Below are 16940 nucleotides of genomic sequence, written 5' to 3' on the forward strand. Positions count from 1 at the left end.
AGGAAAACAGCATGCCCTCCGTTCTCATTACCGGTTGCTCCAGCGGCATCGGCCGCGCGCTGGCCGATGCTTTCAAAACTGCCGGGTATCAAGTCTGGGCTACTGCACGCAAATCTGAGGATGTAGCAACGCTGAATGCTGCGGGCTTCACCGGCGTGCAACTGGACGTCAACGATAGCGCCGCGCTTGAGCGTCTGGCGGGTGAAATCGACCAGCAAGGCGGCCTGGATGTGCTGATCAACAACGCCGGTTATGGCGCCATGGGGCCGTTGCTCGATGGCGGCGTCGAGGCCATGCAGCGCCAGTTCGAGACCAATGTGTTTGCCGTCGTCGGCGTCACCCGCGCCTTGTTCCCGGCGCTGCGTCGCAATAAAGGGCTGGTGGTGAATATCGGCAGCGTTTCCGGGGTTCTCGTCACGCCGTTCGCCGGGGCTTATTGCGCATCCAAAGCGGCGGTGCATGCCTTGAGCGAGGCGTTGCGACTGGAATTGGCGCCTTTCGACATTCAGCTGATGGAAGTCCAGCCCGGCGCCATTGCGTCGAGCTTCGCGAAAAATGCCAGTCATGAAGCCGAACAGCTGATCAGCGAGCAATCGCCATGGTGGCCGCTGCGCGATGCGATCCGCGCCCGGGCCAAGGCGTCACAAGGCAACCCGACCCCAGCCACCGACTTCGCCCGAGACCTGCTGCGCGCCGCGCAACAACCCAACCCACCTCGCTTGCTGCGCCTGGGCAACGGCTCGCGGGCCATGCCGCTGATGGCCTGGCTGCTGCCCAAAGGATTTCTGGATAACGAGCTCAAGCAGCGGTTTGGGTTGAATCGCAAGTTGTGAGCACACTTATGTGCAGCAAACAGAGAACATTGTAGGAGGGGACTTGTCCCCGAAAGGCGGTAGCTCAGGCAGCGTTAACCTTCCGGTTTTCGTTGTCAGGGCCAGCGCATTCGGGGACAAGTCCCCTCCTACCCAGACTGTACCGGTCGTTGGATACCGCGGATTAATGCACCTCAGGATTCACGATCACCGTACAGGTTGTCCCCGCCGACAGAATCACGCCTTCCGGCACCTGATCCAGATGGATGCGCACCGGTACGCGCTGGGCCAGGCGCACCCAGTTGAAGGTCGGGTTGACGTCAGCGATCAGCTCGCGGCTTTGCGGGTTGTCGCGGTCGTAGATGCCCCGCGCGATGCTTTCGACGTGGCCCTTGAGCAACTGGCCGCTCATCAATTGCATGTCTGCCGGATCACTGACGCGTATGTGCGGCAGCTTGGTTTCCTCGAAAAAACCGTAGACCCAGAACGAGTTCATATCCACCACGGCCATCTTCGCCTCGCCCATGCGTGCGTAATCGCCGCGATGCACGTTGAGGTTGGTGACATAGCCATCCACCGCCGCCAGCACACGGGTGCGCCGCAGGTTCAGCTCGGCCGCTTCCAGTTGCGCCTGGGCCAGTTGGTAGTCGGCCTGGGCTGAAGTGGCGATGTTGCTGGCGTCGTCACGGCTTTCGGTGGAGATCACCAGGTTATCCATGTCGGCGCGGCGCTTGGCGTTGACCTTGCGCATCTCCCAGGTGGCCTTGCGTGAAGCCACCAGCGCCTGCGCTTCTTTGACCGCAACCTGATAATGCTCGGGATCGATCTGCATCAGCACATCACCCTTCTTGACCTGCTGGTTATCGCGCACCGGCACATCGACCACGGTGCCGCTGACATCTGCCGCGACGTTGATGATGTCGGCGCGAACCCGGCCATCGCGGGTCCACGGCGTGTCCATGTAATTGACCCACAAGGTGCGGCCGATCCAGATGGCCAGGGCCAGGACCAGTAACGTGGCAATCAGACTGAAGAGCTTTTTCATCAAGGGTTCTCAACGATAAACAGTCAGCGCCAGCGCGCCGAAAATGCAAACGAACAGGCTCATGCGCAGCAACGCCGGATGCCAGAAAAAACGGTACAGATCGAACCCGGACAACACCCGATCCAGCGCCCAGGCCAACACCACGGCGATCAGGAACATCACGGTGACGATGGGCATGTACAAGCCATGAAAGGCGATTTCACGCGGCATTGAGGAGTCCTTGCGGCCGGCCGCCATCGGCATAAGCGGCCAGCGGTGATTGCGGATCGAGCAACGAGGAACGGATGAAATGCAGGTAGCTTTTCACCCGGCGCAGCGCTGAAGTATCGAAGTGTGGCGCGAAGGGCTCATCACTGGCCTGGACGCGACCAATCGCATGATCGACAGCCGCCAATGCTCGCTGCAGATTGCTCTGGTCCGGCTGGATGAACAGGCGAATCAACGCCCGTCCCATCACGCGAATCGCCACCCGCCACGATTGCCACGGCGCATAGGCCGGATGAATCGGCAGAATCTCCTGCTCGCGGCGCAGCTCGATGATCGCGTGACCGACTTCGAGGACCACGAACATCCAGCGCAGCAGTTCGCGCTGCACCTGCGGCTTGCCCGCAGCGAGGCCGTAGGCCTGATGCATCAGGTCGCGGGTCTGGCTTTCAAAGCTCGAACCCAAACGAATCAATGGCGCGCTGATGGCGAACACCACTTGCTGACGCAAATCGTCTTCCAGGCGGCGCCACATCCAGCGGCTGTTGGGCGGCAGAATGATCGCCCCCGCCGCCGCGCACAGCAGCATGCCGATGACCATGGCGATGTAATCATTGACGTATGCATACGGGTTGTAGAGCGTCAGGTTGTCCGGCACCGAACCGATGCTGAAGAAAATCAGCAAACCCAAACCGTAACCGGACCATTGCGGGCGCGAACCGAGAAACGCACCAAGCATGAACACCGGCGCCAGGAACACGCACAGCAGCGGGAAACCGTCGATAAACGGGAAGATAAAGAAGGTTTCAGTGAAACCCAGCAGCGCGCCGAGCAAGGTGCCGCAGGCCATCTGGAACGACATGCGCCGGGGATTGTTGGTGGTCGCCGACAGCGCGACGGTTGCGGCTGAAACCAGGGTCATGGTCGCGCCGCTGGGCCAGGCGGTCGCCACCCAATACGCGCTCATGATCGACAGAATGAATGTCGCCCGCAGCCCCGCCGCCAAGGCTGTCATCCAATTGGTCTTGGGCAGGAACGACTCCTGCCACTGTTCCCGCGCATGGTTGTGATCAGCCAGCGACGCATGGGTCTGGGCGTAGTCATGCATGTCGTTGACCAGCCGATACAGCAACTCGTAAGCGGTATGAAAATCCAGCAGGTCGGCTTCGCTGGGTTCGGTCTGTTCCAGAGCCGCGCGCTGGCTGCGTACCTGAGCAGGCAGATCGGCCTTGAATTGCTCAAGCTGGCCGACCAACTGCGCCGCATCGTCGGTGGTCAGGGCGCGGTCGGCGAAACGTTCCAGCAGTTCGGCCAACGCGTTCAGTCCCGGCTCGGTGGCAATCGCCACTTGCGTCACGCCCTCCGCACGCAAGCGCTCCAGTAACTGATGCAAGGCGTTGAAGCGCGTGGTGATGGTCATGAATTCGCTGTTCAGGCGATTGAGCCGACCGTTGCGTCGGCGCATGTGCGGGTCTTCGAATACCGTGACGCTGCGCAGGCCTTCCAGCCCGATGGCTTCGGCAATGAAGCGCACGTTACCGGTCTCGAAAGCCTCTCGCTGCTGACTGCCGCGCAGGCCGTCGGCGACAAAACGGGCGAAGACCCCAAAACGCTGATACAGCGCGTTGCGCATCGCGGCGGCAGAACTCTGCGGCAGGATTGCAGCAGTGACCGCTGTCGAGCAGACGATGCCCAGGGAAATTTCCAGCACCCGCCACACGGCGGCCATGAACGAGCTTTCCGGGTGCGCCAGCGCGGGCAGGCCGACCATCGCAGCGGTATACCCGGCGAGTACGAAACCATAAGCGCGAAAGTTGCGATAACGCGCCGCGCCCGCCGAACAGATGCCGACCCAGATCGCCAGGCTGCCGAGGAACAGCTCGGAGTTCTGCGCGAACAAGGCCATCAGCACCACCATCATGGTGGACCCGGCCAGGGTGCCGAGCAGGCGATAAAAACTCTTGGCGAACACATGCCCGCTTTGCGGCTGCATGACAATGAACACCGTGATCATCGCCGTGCGCGGTTGCGGCAGTTCCAGGCGCAGGGCCAGCCAATAGGTCAGGAAGGCACCAATCAGCACCTTGAAGATGTAGATCCAGGTCACCCCATCGCTGCGCGCCCAGCTGAAAAATTCACGACGCCATGGGAGGGAAGTGATGCGGTTTAGACAGGCGTTCATGTGAACACCTGAACTGGGTAAGGTGAAGCTCGGTGGGAGCGGACTTGTCCGCGAAGGGGCCAGTCAGGACGTCCCATGACCAGCGGAGCAGATGCGGTGTCCGACCCATTGCTTTCGCGGACAAGTCCGCTCCCACAGAGACCTCCGTTTTCCGGCAGACAGTCCAGTGTCCGGAGAACTCTGTCAGTCATATTCATCGTCCAAACACCGCCAACACCGCTGGCGTCTTCGGCGCGCGGGTTTTTTCTTCAGTGGGGGAATCGTTGCCAGCCGACAAGCCGCCGCCCAGCGCCACCACCAGTTCGGCATGGGCGCTCAGGCGGGCGGCCTGGACTTGTTGCTGGATCTGTTGCTGATGGAACAACAAGGTCTGGGCGTTGAGTACGTTGAGGTAATCGGTGAGGCCACGCTGGTAGGCGATCATCGCGATGTCGTAAGTCTTCTGCGCCGAGGCCACCGACTCGCTGGCGAACACTTGCTGCTTGTCCATGGACTCCCGACGAATCAGCTGGTCGGAAATACTCTTGAGGGCCATCACCAGCGTCTGGTTGTACTGCGCCACGGCGGCGTCGTAGCCTGCGGCGGCTTCCCCCAGTTCCGAGCGCAAACGCCCGCCATCGAAGATCGGCAGACTCACCGCCGGCCCGACGTTGTAATTGAATTTCTTGCCAGCGAGGAATTCCAGCATGCCGCCACCGGTGGCCACATAGCCGAGGCTGCCGACCAGATCCACATTGGGATAGAAACCGGCGTGGGCGATATCAATGCCCCGCGCCTGGGCCGCGACCCGCCAGCGACTGGCGACCACATCGGGCCGCTGGCCGAGCAATTGCGCAGGCAGCGCCGACGGCAGTTTCAAGACGGTTTGCAAGGACAAGGTCGGGCGCTGCAATTGTGCGCCGGCGCCGGGGCCTTTCCCGGCCAGCGCCGCCAGTTGATTGCGGCTCAGGGCGATGGCCTCGTCGAGGGAGTCGATCTGGCGATGGGTTTCCGGCAGCGGCGTTTCGGCCTGGCTGACTTCGAAGTGCGTGCCGATGCCGCCCTGCAAGCGACGCTGGGCAAGGTCCAGAAGCTGTTTTTGCTGGGCGAGCGTCGCTTCGACGATGTCGCGTTTTGCGTAATTCAGCGACAGCTGGATGTAGGCGCGCACGATGTTGTCCTGCAACTCCAGCTGCGCCTGACGTTCCTGGGCGGCGCTCATGTGCGCCATGTCCAGCGCACGTTCGCTGGCGTTGCTTTCGCGACCCCACAGATCAAGGGAATAACTCAGGCCCAGCGCGGCGCTGTTGTCCCAGGTCGTCGTACCGCCCAGCGCGCCAGGTCCGTAGAACTGATCGTCGCCCCAATTATGCCGTTTCAGGGAAGAATCGCCGGTGATGTGCAGGGACTCGGCCGACTCGGCGATCCCGGCCATGGCCCGCGCTTCACGAACCCGTGCGGCGGCCAGGGCCAGGCTTGGATTGCCCTGGCCCGCGAGTTCGATCCAGCGATTGAGTTGCCCATCGCCATAAGCCCGCCACCATTGGGCCACGGGCCAATGGGCGTCTTGCGCGGCGCTCTGAATCGCCGCGTCGGTGGCCAGACTGTCAGGCGGCAGCGAGCTGCCTTGAGGCGCGATTCCACCGGTTCCAATGCAGCCGCTGATGACCAACGATAAAACCCAGACACTGAGGGGCTTGAGCCCTCTGATGATGCGACGCGGCACTGCTGCAAATCCCGACTTTAATGAAATAGCGCTAAGACCGTGATTCTAGGCGGCGCGCTGCCACTCGATAAGTCGGGATTACTGCGATTCTTTATTACCGAACGGGGCATAATCCTTTGGTATAGGTGACATGGGTCAGTAACTTTCTGTCACAATTTGCTATCTCATCAGAGAACTGCCCATGGATACCCTGCAAAACATGCGCGCTTTCAGTTGCGTCGCGCAAGCGGGAAGCTTCACCGCCGCCGCCGTGCAGCTGGACACCACCACCGCCAATGTGTCGCGCGCCGTTTCAAATCTTGAAGCTCATTTGCAAACCCGGCTGCTTAACCGCACAACTCGACGCATCGCGCTGACCGAGGCCGGCAAACGTTACCTGTTGCGCTGCGAGCAGATCCTGGGTTATGTCGAGGAAGCCGAAGCCGAAGCCAGCGACGCCCATGCGCGGCCCTCGGGTCAACTCAAGGTGCACTCGATGTCGGGTGTCGGCCAGCATTACGTGATCGATGCCATTGCCCGTTACCGGCGCAACCATCCGGACGTCGCGTTCGACCTGACCATGAGCAACCGCGTGCCGGACCTGCTCGAAGAAGGCTACGACGTGTCCATCGTGCTCGCCAGCGAACTGCCGGATTCGGGCTTCGTGTCCCAGCGCCTGGGGATCACTTACAGCATCGTTTGCGCCTCCCCGGCCTACGTCAAAAGCTTTGGCGTGCCGGTCAAGCCCACCGATTTGCTCAATCACGCGTGTCTGCGTCTGGTCAGCCCGGTGTTCCCACTGGAGAAATGGCTGTTCGACGGCCCCGAAGGCCAGGAAATGGTCACGATCAATTCCTCGCCGTTCCTGGTCAATTCGGCCGACGCCATGAAAGCCGCGATATCCAGCGGCATGGGCGTGGGCATCCTGCCGATCTATTCCGCCATCGAAGGCCTGCGCAACGGCACGCTGGTGCGCGTCCTGTCCGACTACCGCTCCCAAGAGCTGAACCTGTACGCGATCTATCCTTCGCGGCAGTACCTGGATGCGAAGATCAAAACCTGGGTCGAATACCTGCGCGGCTCATTGCCGGAAATCCTCGCCGCCCACGAAGCCGACCTGCAGAAGCACGCGCTGAAGACCATCGCTTGAATGGCTGACACCGCAGCCCCTCGTAGGAGCGGCTTGAGCCGGGAGCGCGCGATGATCGTCGGTAAACCGCTGACCTGAAGGATGGGCAGCGGTCGAAAGGAATGTTAGCGTGCTATCCATTCGAACCGTGCGAGAGTGACTGCCCCGATGAAAAAGACCGTACTTGCCTTCAGCCGCGTATCTCCTGAAATGGCCGAAAGGCTCGAACAAGACTTCAACGTGATCGTGCCCGACCCGAAACTGGGCGACATGAATGCCCAGTTCAACGAAGCGCTGCCCAAATGCCACGGCATGATCGGCGCCGGTCGCGCCCTGGGCCGCGAGCAACTCGCCACGGCGACCCAGCTGGAAGTGGTGTCGAGTATTTCCGTGGGTTACGACAACTACGACGTCAGCTACTTCAACGAACGCGGCATCATGCTGACCAACACCCCGGACGTGCTGACCGAAAGTACCGCCGACCTGGGTTTCTCGTTGATCATGAGCAGCGCCCGCCGCGTCGCCGAACTGGACGCCTGGACCAAGGCCGGCCAGTGGAAGCGCAGCGTCGAAGCCGCGCAGTTTGGCACTGATGTGTACGGCAAGACGCTGGGCATCGTCGGCATGGGTAATATCGGCGCGGCCGTAGCGCGGCGTGGTCGTCTGGGCTTCAACATGCCGATCCTGTACAGCGGCAACAGCCGCAAGACCGAACTGGAACAGCAACTGGGCGCACAATTTCGCAGCCTTGATCAGCTGCTGGCCGAAGCGGACTTCGTCTGCCTCGTCGTGCCGTTGAGCGAAAAAACCAGACACCTGATCAGCACCCGCGAACTGGGCCTGATGAAATCCAGCGCGATCCTGATCAACATCGCGCGCGGTCCCATCGTCGACGAAGCGGCGCTGATCGAGGCCTTGCAAAGCGGCACGATTCGCGGCGCTGGCCTGGACGTCTACGAAAAAGAGCCGCTGAGCGATTCGCCGCTGTTCAAACTGAGCAACGCCGTGACCCTGCCGCACATCGGCTCGGCCACCACCGAAACCCGCCAGGCCATGGCCGATCTGGCCTACACCAACCTGCGCAGCGCCCTGCTCGGCGAGAAGCCGCAAAACCTGGTCAATCCGCAGGTCTGGAAGGGTTGATCTTCAGCGTTTCGAACATTGTCCTCCCGGCTGAAGCCGGTCCTGCAGCGTGCGTCTAATACTCACCGTAGGACCGGCTTCAGCCGGGAGGCTTCATCTTCAGCAACTACCTTCGGCTTCCTGAACACCAACACATTCCCCAGCATCACCAACACCAGCCCCATCAGCGCGGAGGTGGTCCATTGGTAGCCTTCGGCGAAGGCCGAGATGTTCAGTGCCACAATCGGGAACAGCACCGTGCAATACGCCGCGCGTTCCGGGCCCATGCGGCCGACCAGGGTCAGATAAGCGGTAAAGCCGACGACTGAACCGGGAATCACCAGGTACAGCAACGAGCCGATATAGCGCGTATTCCACTCGAAGCTGAACGGCGTGCCGCTGAGCAGGCAATACAGGCTGAGCATTGCCGCGCCGTACAACATGCCCCAGGCATTGGTGGTCAGCGGGCGCAGGCCAGCTTTCTGTTGCAGGCTGGAGAGCATGTTCCCGGCGGAAAAACACAGCGTACCGAGTAGAGCCAGACCGAGACCGATCAGGGTTTCGCGGCTGGCGCTGTGCCCGGACAATTCCGGCCAGAACAGGCACGCCAGACCGATCAAGCCCAGCGCGCCACCGGCCAGCACGTTACGCGCGACTTTCTGCTTGAAGAAGATCCGCGCATTGAGCGCGTTCCACAGCGTCGAAGTGGAAAACACCACGGCGATCAAACCACTGGGGATCCATTGGCTGGCAGTGTAGAAACACATGAAGTTGATGCAGAACAGGCACAGCCCTTGGGCCAGGCAAATCAACTGGCCGCGCCGATTGACCGGTTGCAGGCGGCCGCTGAGCAGCAACATCGCAAACAACACCAAGGCCGCCAGACCGAAGCGATAGACGATCGACACCGGAATCGCCACGTCGCCCAGTTGCAGTTTCAAGGCGATCCAGGTGGTGCCCCAGATCAGCACGGTAAGCAGATACAGCGAAATGTTCATGACGCGACTCCTGTTTGAGCCGTCAGTCTGCGGCGCGGCCTGTGTCGCCACTTGCATAAACTTGCGCATTTGATGCCGATTTGCGATGTGGGTGGCTGGCAGCAGGCGAACCACGGAGTAGGATGCGAGGCGTAGAGGACGCGTCATGCCAGCCATTGAATCCATCCAGGTCTTCCAGGCCCTGAACAGCTCACCCAATGCCCGACTTGAGCAGAGCGCCGCGCTGGGCGACGGTTTGGTCGCGGCGCTGTGGAACAACCGGCACGACGCCCAGGAATATCACGCGCCCAGTCATCACACGCTGTCGTGCTATATCGACGGCGGCACCGGCACGTTTCGTCGCGACCGACCGGATCAGAAAGGCAGCCCGGACAAACTCTGCACGCTGCCTGCCGGGCACGAATCGGCCTGGGTGATCAATGGCGAGATTCGTCTGGCGCACCTTTATATAAGCCCGGAGCAGTTCGCGTTGAGCTGCATTACCCTGCTGGACCGTGAACCCCGCGAGTTGCAGCTGCGGGAAAGCACTTTTATCGAGGACGCCGAACAGGCCCGGCGCTTTCGCCAGTTGATCCAGCTGGACTGGAGCGAACCCGGCGAGCGCTTGCGCACCAGCAGTCTGGCCCACGACATGCTCAGCCACGCGATTCTCGGTCAGGTCGGGCTACGCGAAGGCTTGCGCCTCAAGGGTGGATTGGCGCCGCATCTGCGCCGGCAACTGGTGGCGTTCATTGACGCGCACCTTGCTGATCCGCTGAGCCTGGGGCAACTGGCCGGGATCTGTGCATTGTCCGAATACCACTTCGCCCGGATGTTCCGCGAAAGCTTCGGCTTGCCACCCCATCAATACCTGCTGGCCCGCCGCATCGCCCATGCCCGCCACCTGCTGCGCTCCACGCGCATGGCATTCGGCGACATCGCCCTGGATTGCGGATTTGCCAGCGCCAGTCATTTCAACAACCGTTTCCGGCAAGTTGTCGGTGCTACGCCGGGCGAATATCGCGGCGCGTTTTGAAACGCGACTGACTCAATTCCCCAATTGACTGAACGCCACAAACGGCGTGAGCAACAGCCCCACCGCTGCCAGCAGCAACACCAGTTTCGGTCGATACGGAATAAGGAATAACAGAATCAGGGCGCTGGTCATCAACGCCGTGCACCACTGCACCAGGCCAAAGCCCCAACCCGCCGTGCTGATTGCCGGCCATAACGAGAGCACCAAAGCCAACCAACCCGCCACACGCAACCAGCGTCCACGCGTGATGCTGAGTTTGCTGTGCAGCAACTCGCCGTAATGCTTGGTCATCGACAGGCACAAGCCGGTAAACCCCAGGAAACACAACAGGCTTGCCAGTAGCATCAGCGCGCCTCGCCTTCAAGTTGCGTTGCATCAACGCTTTGCCGCTCGCGGTGTTTGAGCGGTGGCGCAGTTTCATCGGCGACGAGCAGCGGCGCAACCGGGCGAAACTTGCGCGCGGCCCAGGCCAGGAACAGACCCGTCGCCAACGCCGTCAGATCGAAGCCGAGCAGCACCCAATCGCCGTGCGCCAGAGAGTCCAGCAGATATCGGCCGCTGGTCACGATGTCCAGCAGCGGCAAACCGGCATACAGCAACGCTCCCAGCGCCAGTTGCTCGCGCCAGGCGTTGCGCCCGCTGCGCAGCGCAGCGTGCAGCAGCGTCAGACCCCAGGCGATGAAGAACATGTTGATCTCCCAACCGCCACGTCCGGGGAAACTCACCGGCAACAGCCGATTGGTCCAGAAGAAGCTCGCCACAGCGATCATCAAGCCGCCCATGCCGGCGATATTCAGCACTTCCACCAGCCGCAGTTCGAACGGCAATACGCCGGTTTTCTCGTGTTTGACCCGACGTTTCTTCAGCCACATCACCAGCCCGGTCCCGATCATGGCGGTACTGGCGATGCCGAAAATAAAGTACATCCAGCGCAACAGCGGTCCGGCGAAATGGCCCAGGTGCAAGCCGTAGAAACCACCGGAAATCAGCAACGGCACAGAACGCTCGACCGCAGCCGATTGCAACGCACCCGTGACGCCGTTGAACGTCAGGCCAGCGCCTGGATCGTGAACGATGCTGTCCACGCCACTGGGAAACAACACCACCGTGGCATTGGCATCGCCGGGATTGTTCACCGTCAACCGACCGATATGCCCGCCCGGCGCTTGCTGGTCAGCCAGCTTGAGTATGTCTGGTAACGACGCCAGCGGCGCGGGAGTGCCCGCAGGCTTGACGTTGGCATTGGCTGGGAACAGATCGGCAAAAAACGCTTGGGTATCGTTGCCATAACTGGCGACGATACTCGCCGGCATGACCATCGACATGAAAATCACCAGGCTGCTGTAAGTGATCATCAGGTGAAACGGCAAGGCCAGCACGCCGATTGCGTTATGCCCGTCGAGCCAGGAACGCTGGCCTTTGCGCGGGCGAAAGGTGAAGAATTCCTTGAAGATTTTCTTGTGGGTGATGATCCCGCTGATCAGCGTGATGAACATCAACATCGCCGCAGCAGTCGCCAGCCAGCGGCCCCACGGGTGCGGCATCTGCAACTGGAAATGGAAACGGTAGAAAAACTCGCCGCCGCGACTGTCCCGCGCCTGCACTTCGGTACCGGTTTGCGCATCGAGGTTTTTCTGTACGAACGTCCCGCGCTGTCCCGGCTGGCTCGGCACCTGCCACATTACCCCAAGCTTGGGATCGCGCTCGTCCGGCAAGTTGATGAACCAACGCGATGCGCCCATGGCATTTTGCTGCAGATACGCCTGGGCAAGCTCGGCACTGGCCTGGGAATTGAGCGCGCGCACGGGGATTTCCGGCTGGGTCCAGCGGGTGATTTCCGTTTTGAAATAGGACATGGTCCCAGTCAGGAAAATCGCGAACAGCAACCAGCCGAATACCAGACCAATCCAGGTGTGCAGCCAGGCCATGGTCTGCCGAAAACCTTCCCTCATATCAGCCACCGTCCACAGGCAAACGCGGCGCCCAAAAGCGCACCGGGCAACAGCACGCCGATCCAGGCCTGCCACGCGGTACGGCAGGCAAAACACCAGAGCACGACGACCAGATAAGCCAGAAACGACAGCAACATGCCGGTGATCACCGCGTCAGCCCGGGCCATGGGCATCCACTGGCTGACGCATACGCTGGTCAGGGCCGCGACCAGATAGCCGCCGAACAGCGCCGCCAGGATCCGCGAAGTCACCGCCAGACGATACGCCAGCGACAACGCCGCGCCTTTGCCGGGGCGGGCTTTGCTCTTGGCTCGCGCAGTGCTTTGCGGGCGGGTCTGCTGATCACCCATGGCTGCGCCGTCCATTAACAAAACTCAGCCCGGGACAGGCACGACACAAGGTTTCTGCGGTCATGGAGCGGCATGGCGGGTTCCTGATTCGGGATCATCGAGTGCGACTGTTCGCAGCCAAGTGTAGGAATAGAGAACTACAGGTGTACGAGAAGATCGCAATATTAATGATAAATATTCTCATATGCAAAAGAGTCTGACAGAATCTGCGCAATTATTGATCCATCGCGGACTGCCGTCGCTCATGCCCATCGCCCATTACGCGCCCAATCACACCGTCGAAGGCCTGTATCACGCCCATCACAACTGGCTGACGACCTGGCTGCGACGCCGCCTCGGCTGCCCGCACAGCGCGGCGGATCTGGCTCAGGACACCTTCGTCAAGGTGCTGACGGCCCGGGATACAGCGCAGATCATCGAGCCACGCGCCTTCCTGACCACGATTGCCAAACGCGTGCTGTGCAATCACTACCGACGCCAGGATCTGGAACGCGCCTATTACCAGACGCTGCTGGAAATGCCGGACTGTGTCGCGCCTTCCGAAGAAGATCGGGCGATCATTCTGGAAACCCTGCTGGAGCTGGACCAGCTGCTCGATGGTTTGCCGACATTGGTCAAACGTGCATTTCTGTTGGCGCAGATCGACGGCCTGAGCCACGGGGAAATCGCCGGGCAACTGGGAATTTCCATCGCCACGGTCAAACGCCATCTGCACAAGGCCGCCCTGCGCTGCTATTTCGCGCTATGAACCCGAACACTGAATCCCTGAATAAATCCGATATTCCTCCAGCAATTGCCGAGCAGGCGGTGAGCTGGCTGATTGAAATGCAGAGCGGCAGCCTTGAACCGCGCCGTCAGCAAGCCTGGCAAGCGTGGCTCAACAGCAATCCAGAACATCAGCGCGCGTGGGCGCATATCCAGCGGGTCAATCAGCGCCTGAGCGGTTTGTCTTCGCCCCTGGCTCACGCCGCGATCAACGCGCCGAAATCCAGCGGCCGACGTCAGGCCTTGAAGCTATTGCTGTTGCTGGGTGCCGGATCAGCCGCTGGCTGGGGTTTGCGCGAACAGGCGGTGCTGCAACCATTGCTGGCGGATTTCCACAATGGCGTTGGCCAGCGCCGCAAGATCGCCCTCAGCGACGGCAGCCAGTTGCACCTGAACAGCGCCAGCGCCGTGGATGTGCGTTTCGATGGCCAGCAACGCCTGATCAAACTGCTGCAAGGCGAGATCCTGCTGACCGCCGCCGACGACCCGCGCCCGCTGCTGCTGACCACCGCCGAGGGCAGCATTCGCCCGAGCATGGCAGGCAGCCGTTTCGATGTGCGGCAACTGAATGGCCGCAGCCAGATCGCGGTATTCAGTGGTGCCGTGCAGCTTCGGCCCGACAATTTTCCGGGACCGGGCTTGCAGTTGCAGGCGTCACAGCAAGTCAGCTTCGGGCACAACTCGTGGGACGCAATCCGCCCGCTGGACGCCAGCAGCGGCGCCTGGGCCGACGGCATGCTGGTGGCCGCGCACATGCGTTTGCAGGATTTTCTCGCCGAACTCAGCCGCTATCGACGCGGCCATCTGGAGTGCGACGCGAAGGTCGCCGACCTGCTGATTTCCGGCAGTTATCCGCTGGCCGACAGCGAACGCATTCTGGATCTGCTGGAAGTCGCGCTGCCGGTTCGGGTCAAACGCTTCACCCGGTATTGGGTAACCGTGGAGGCGCGGGTTTGAATCTGACCATTGACAATCACGGCCACGTGGGACCGGCTTCAGCCGGGAAAGCGCCATTCGAATCAAAGAAACTCATAGGATGTACCGGCCTCTTCCCGGATAAATCCGGTCCCACAACGTGACGTTTGAATTTAATCCGCGAATCAGACCCGTAGGACCGGCTTCAGCCGGGAAAGCGCCATTCGAATCAAAGAAACTCATAGGATGTACCGGCCTCTTCCCGGATAAATCCGGTTCTATAAGGTTGAGTCGCGCCCGGCGAAAATATTTGCAAACCCAGTGAGCCGTTTTGCTCATCTCGCGTGACAGACAGGAAAAGCACCTTAATCGTCTCGCCAAAGGACTCCTGCATGTCAGCCCGCCCCAGCCTTGTTTCTCCCCTCGCCCGCTCGTTGCGCCATATCCTGTTTGGCGCCGGTTTGTCGTTGAGCGCCCTGCCGCTGGTGCAGGCGGCGGAAGTCGCCAGCAAGCCTTACCACATCGCGCCGAGCGCGCTGGAAACCGCACTGAACCAGTTTGGGCGTGAAGCAGGCGTGCTGATTTCCTTTGGATCGCAGATCACCAACGGCTTGCAGAGTCGCGGCCTGGAAGGCCAATACACGCCGGAACAAGGCCTGGCCGCATTGCTTAAAGGCACCGGCTTGCAGGCGCGGGCTGATGGGCAGGATGGCTACACCTTACAACCGGTCAGCGCTGCGCAAGGTGACGGTCCGGTTGAGCTGGAAGCGTCGACCGTGGTCGGCGACTGGCTCGGCGAAGCGCAGCAGATCAACGTTTTCGAGCACCCCGGCGCGCGGGATGTGATCCGTCGCGAAGAAATCGAACGCTCCGGGGCCAGCACTGCGCGTGAGGTGCTCAATCGGATTCCCGGCGTCAACGCCCCGGAAAACAATGGCACCGGCAGCCATGACATGGCGCTGAACTTCGGCATTCGCGGCCTCAATCCGCGCCTGGCGTCGCGCTCCACGGTATTGATGGATGGCATTCCGGTGCCCTTCGCACCTTATGGCCAGCCGCAGTTGTCGTTCGCGCCGATCAGCATGGGCAACATGGACGCTGTGGACGTGGTGCGTGGCGGCGGCGCCGTCAGGTATGGCCCGCAAAACGTCGGCGGGATCGTCAACTTCGTGACCCGCGCCATCCCCGATGCGCCGACCGTCAAAGGCGGTTTCCAGACCGAAACCAGCCCGTCGTCCAGCCATGACGGCTTCAAGACCACCGGCAACCTGCTGGCCGGCGGCACCGCCGACAACGGCCTGGGCGGCGCGATCCTGTATTCCGGGGTGCGCGGCGGCGACTGGCGTGAACACAGCGACACGCAAATCGACGACCTGATTCTCAAGGGCAAATACCAGATCGACGAGGCCAACAGCCTTAATGCCATGGCGCAGTATTACGAAGGTGAAGCGGACATGCCCGGCGGTCTGAACGTCGCTGATTACAAGGCTGATCCGTATCAATCGACGCGCCCCAAAGACAAGTTCTGGGGACGCCGCACGCTGGTCAATTTCGGCTACCGCTACGAGCAGGACGCGCGGGTATTCACCGCCAATACGTTCTTCACCAAGACCTTGCGCAGCGGTTATCTGGATCAAGGCAGCTTCGTTTCCCTGTCGCCCCGCGAATACTGGGTGCGCGGTCTGGAAACGCGTTTCTCCCAAGGCTTCGCGCTGGGCGAAAGCTGGAACGAAATCGGCGTTGGCTATCGCTACATCAACGAGGCCGGTCACGAACTGCGCTATCGCACGCCGACCACTTCCAACGAGCTGCCCAGCACCGCCAGCCGCAACGACCGGGACACTCGCGGCGCGACCGAAGCCCACGCGATCTACATCGATGACCGTATCGACATCGGAAAATGGACATTCACCCCTGGCATTCGCTACGAGATGATCGATTCGGCGCAGACCAACAACCTGACCAACGTCAAATACCAGGGCGATTACAACACGGCGCTGCCTGCACTGAACGTGCTGTATCACCTCACTGACACGTGGAATCTATACGCCAATACCGAAGGTTCGTTCGGCAGCGTGCAGTACAGCCAGATGCCAAATCGGGTGGCTGGCGGCGAAGTAAAACCGGAAAAAGCCCGCACCTGGGAACTCGGCACACGTTATGACAACGGCAACTTGCGCGCCGAAATCGGGGCGTTCCTGATCAACTTCGACAATCAGTATGAAAGTAACCAGACCAACGACACGGTGATTGCCCGCGGTGAAACCCGGCATCAGGGCATCGAGACCAGCATCAACTATGCATTGAATGGTTTGAGCCCGGCGCTGGCCGGTTTCGATGTGTACGCCACGTATGCGTATGTCGACGCCAGCATTCGCGAAGATGGCCCTAACAAGGGCAACCGCGTGCCCTTCTCGTCCAAACACAAAGGCACCTTGGGCGTGGCGTATACCGAAGGGCCGTGGAAGCTGAATCTCGACAGTTCGTATCAGAGCGATCAGTTCGCCGACAACGCCAACACTTCAGCGGAAAGCGCCGATGGCAGTACCGGCAAGATTCCCGGCTACATGCTGTTCAGCACCCGCGCCGGCTACGATTTCGGTCCACAACTCAATGACCTGAACGTCGCCGTCGGGGTGAAGAACCTGCTCAACCACGAATACTTCACCCGCTCGTTCGACGATAACAACAAAGGCAAATACGTCGGCGAACCGCGCACGGTGTATGTGCAAACGTCTGTGGCGTTCTGACCCGAATCAATCGGGAA

At 61.0% G+C, this 16940-nt stretch carries 15 protein-coding genes; 7 read left to right on the forward strand and 8 right to left on the reverse strand.

Features of this window, described 5'->3' with window-relative positions; genetic code table 11:
- Positions 1-11: 11 nt before the first annotated feature.
- Entirely contained in the window at positions 12-833 is an 822-nt protein-coding gene (locus tag CFII64_RS28660; protein WP_020294394.1) for an SDR family oxidoreductase, read from the forward strand.
- A gap of 163 nt (positions 834-996) precedes the next feature.
- Here the strand turns inward: CFII64_RS28660 and CFII64_RS28665 are convergent, their stop codons facing one another.
- The 4 genes from CFII64_RS28665 to CFII64_RS28680 all read right to left on the reverse strand — a co-directional run bounded on the left by CFII64_RS28665 (position 997) and on the right by CFII64_RS28680 (position 5948).
- On the reverse strand, positions 997-1857 hold the full coding sequence (locus CFII64_RS28665) for an HlyD family secretion protein (protein ID WP_020294395.1): 861 nt from the start codon (positions 1855-1857) through the stop codon (positions 997-999).
- A gap of 9 nt (positions 1858-1866) precedes the next feature.
- The gene (locus CFII64_RS28670) at positions 1867-2067 is read right to left on the reverse strand and encodes a DUF1656 domain-containing protein (RefSeq protein WP_020294396.1); all 201 of its coding nucleotides are present in this window, start codon (positions 2065-2067) and stop codon (positions 1867-1869) included.
- Positions 2057-4243: an FUSC family protein gene (locus CFII64_RS28675; protein ID WP_020294397.1), complete on the reverse strand. Its 2187-nt coding sequence runs from the start codon at positions 4241-4243 to the stop codon at positions 2057-2059. Before CFII64_RS28675 ends, CFII64_RS28670 begins: the two co-directional genes overlap by 11 nt.
- A gap of 193 nt (positions 4244-4436) precedes the next feature.
- Complete coding sequence (locus tag CFII64_RS28680; protein WP_020294398.1) at positions 4437-5948, reverse strand: efflux transporter outer membrane subunit; 1512 nt, start codon at positions 5946-5948, stop codon at positions 4437-4439.
- A gap of 181 nt (positions 5949-6129) precedes the next feature.
- Here CFII64_RS28680 and CFII64_RS28685 point away from each other — a divergent pair, with 181 nt between their 5' ends.
- Complete coding sequence (locus tag CFII64_RS28685) at positions 6130-7077, forward strand: LysR family transcriptional regulator (protein WP_020294399.1); 948 nt, start codon at positions 6130-6132, stop codon at positions 7075-7077.
- 147 nt (positions 7078-7224) lie between these two features.
- Positions 7225-8199, forward strand: a complete 975-nt coding sequence (locus CFII64_RS28690) for a D-glycerate dehydrogenase (RefSeq protein ID WP_020294400.1) — start codon at positions 7225-7227, stop codon at positions 8197-8199.
- A 62-nt stretch (positions 8200-8261) separates the two neighbouring features.
- Here CFII64_RS28690 and CFII64_RS28695 read toward each other — a convergent pair whose 3' ends face one another.
- A complete protein-coding gene (locus CFII64_RS28695) occupies positions 8262-9176 on the reverse strand; it encodes a DMT family transporter (protein ID WP_020294401.1) in 915 nt (304 codons plus the stop codon).
- Between the two features lie 145 nt (positions 9177-9321).
- Between CFII64_RS28695 and CFII64_RS28700 the strand changes: the two genes are divergently transcribed.
- A complete protein-coding gene (locus tag CFII64_RS28700) occupies positions 9322-10191 on the forward strand; it encodes an AraC family transcriptional regulator (RefSeq protein WP_020294402.1) in 870 nt (289 codons plus the stop codon).
- Between the two features lie 12 nt (positions 10192-10203).
- On the opposite strand, the gene CFII64_RS28705 is transcribed toward CFII64_RS28700, so the two are convergent.
- The 3 genes from CFII64_RS28705 to CFII64_RS28715 are packed head-to-tail and all read right to left on the reverse strand — an operon-like array spanning position 10204 to position 12493.
- Entirely contained in the window at positions 10204-10536 is a 333-nt protein-coding gene (locus CFII64_RS28705; protein WP_020294403.1) for a DUF3325 domain-containing protein, read from the reverse strand.
- Positions 10536-12143, reverse strand: a complete 1608-nt coding sequence (locus tag CFII64_RS28710) for a PepSY domain-containing protein (protein WP_020294404.1) — start codon at positions 12141-12143, stop codon at positions 10536-10538. Before CFII64_RS28710 ends, CFII64_RS28705 begins: the two co-directional genes overlap by 1 nt.
- Positions 12140-12493, reverse strand: coding sequence for a DUF3649 domain-containing protein (locus CFII64_RS28715; protein ID WP_052026692.1), 354 nt, complete (start codon positions 12491-12493; stop codon positions 12140-12142). Before CFII64_RS28715 ends, CFII64_RS28710 begins: the two co-directional genes overlap by 4 nt.
- Positions 12494-12737: 244 nt before the next feature.
- On the opposite strand from CFII64_RS28715, the gene CFII64_RS28720 reads away from it, so the two are divergent.
- The 3 genes from CFII64_RS28720 to fecA all read left to right on the forward strand — a co-directional run bounded on the left by CFII64_RS28720 (position 12738) and on the right by fecA (position 16923).
- Entirely contained in the window at positions 12738-13241 is a 504-nt protein-coding gene (locus CFII64_RS28720; RefSeq protein WP_044901816.1) for a sigma-70 family RNA polymerase sigma factor, read from the forward strand.
- Positions 13238-14215, forward strand: a complete 978-nt coding sequence (locus CFII64_RS28725) for a FecR domain-containing protein (protein ID WP_020294407.1) — start codon at positions 13238-13240, stop codon at positions 14213-14215. The genes CFII64_RS28720 and CFII64_RS28725 overlap by 4 nt, the downstream gene beginning before the upstream one ends.
- 350 nt (positions 14216-14565) lie before the next feature.
- Positions 14566-16923 (forward strand): TonB-dependent Fe(3+) dicitrate receptor FecA, encoded by a 2358-nt coding sequence (gene fecA, locus CFII64_RS28730; RefSeq protein WP_020294409.1) that lies wholly within the window; start codon positions 14566-14568, stop codon positions 16921-16923.
- Positions 16924-16940 lie beyond the last annotated feature (17 nt).

Source organism: Pseudomonas sp. CFII64, assembly GCF_000416235.1.
Classification (GTDB): Bacteria; Pseudomonadota; Gammaproteobacteria; order Pseudomonadales; family Pseudomonadaceae; genus Aquipseudomonas.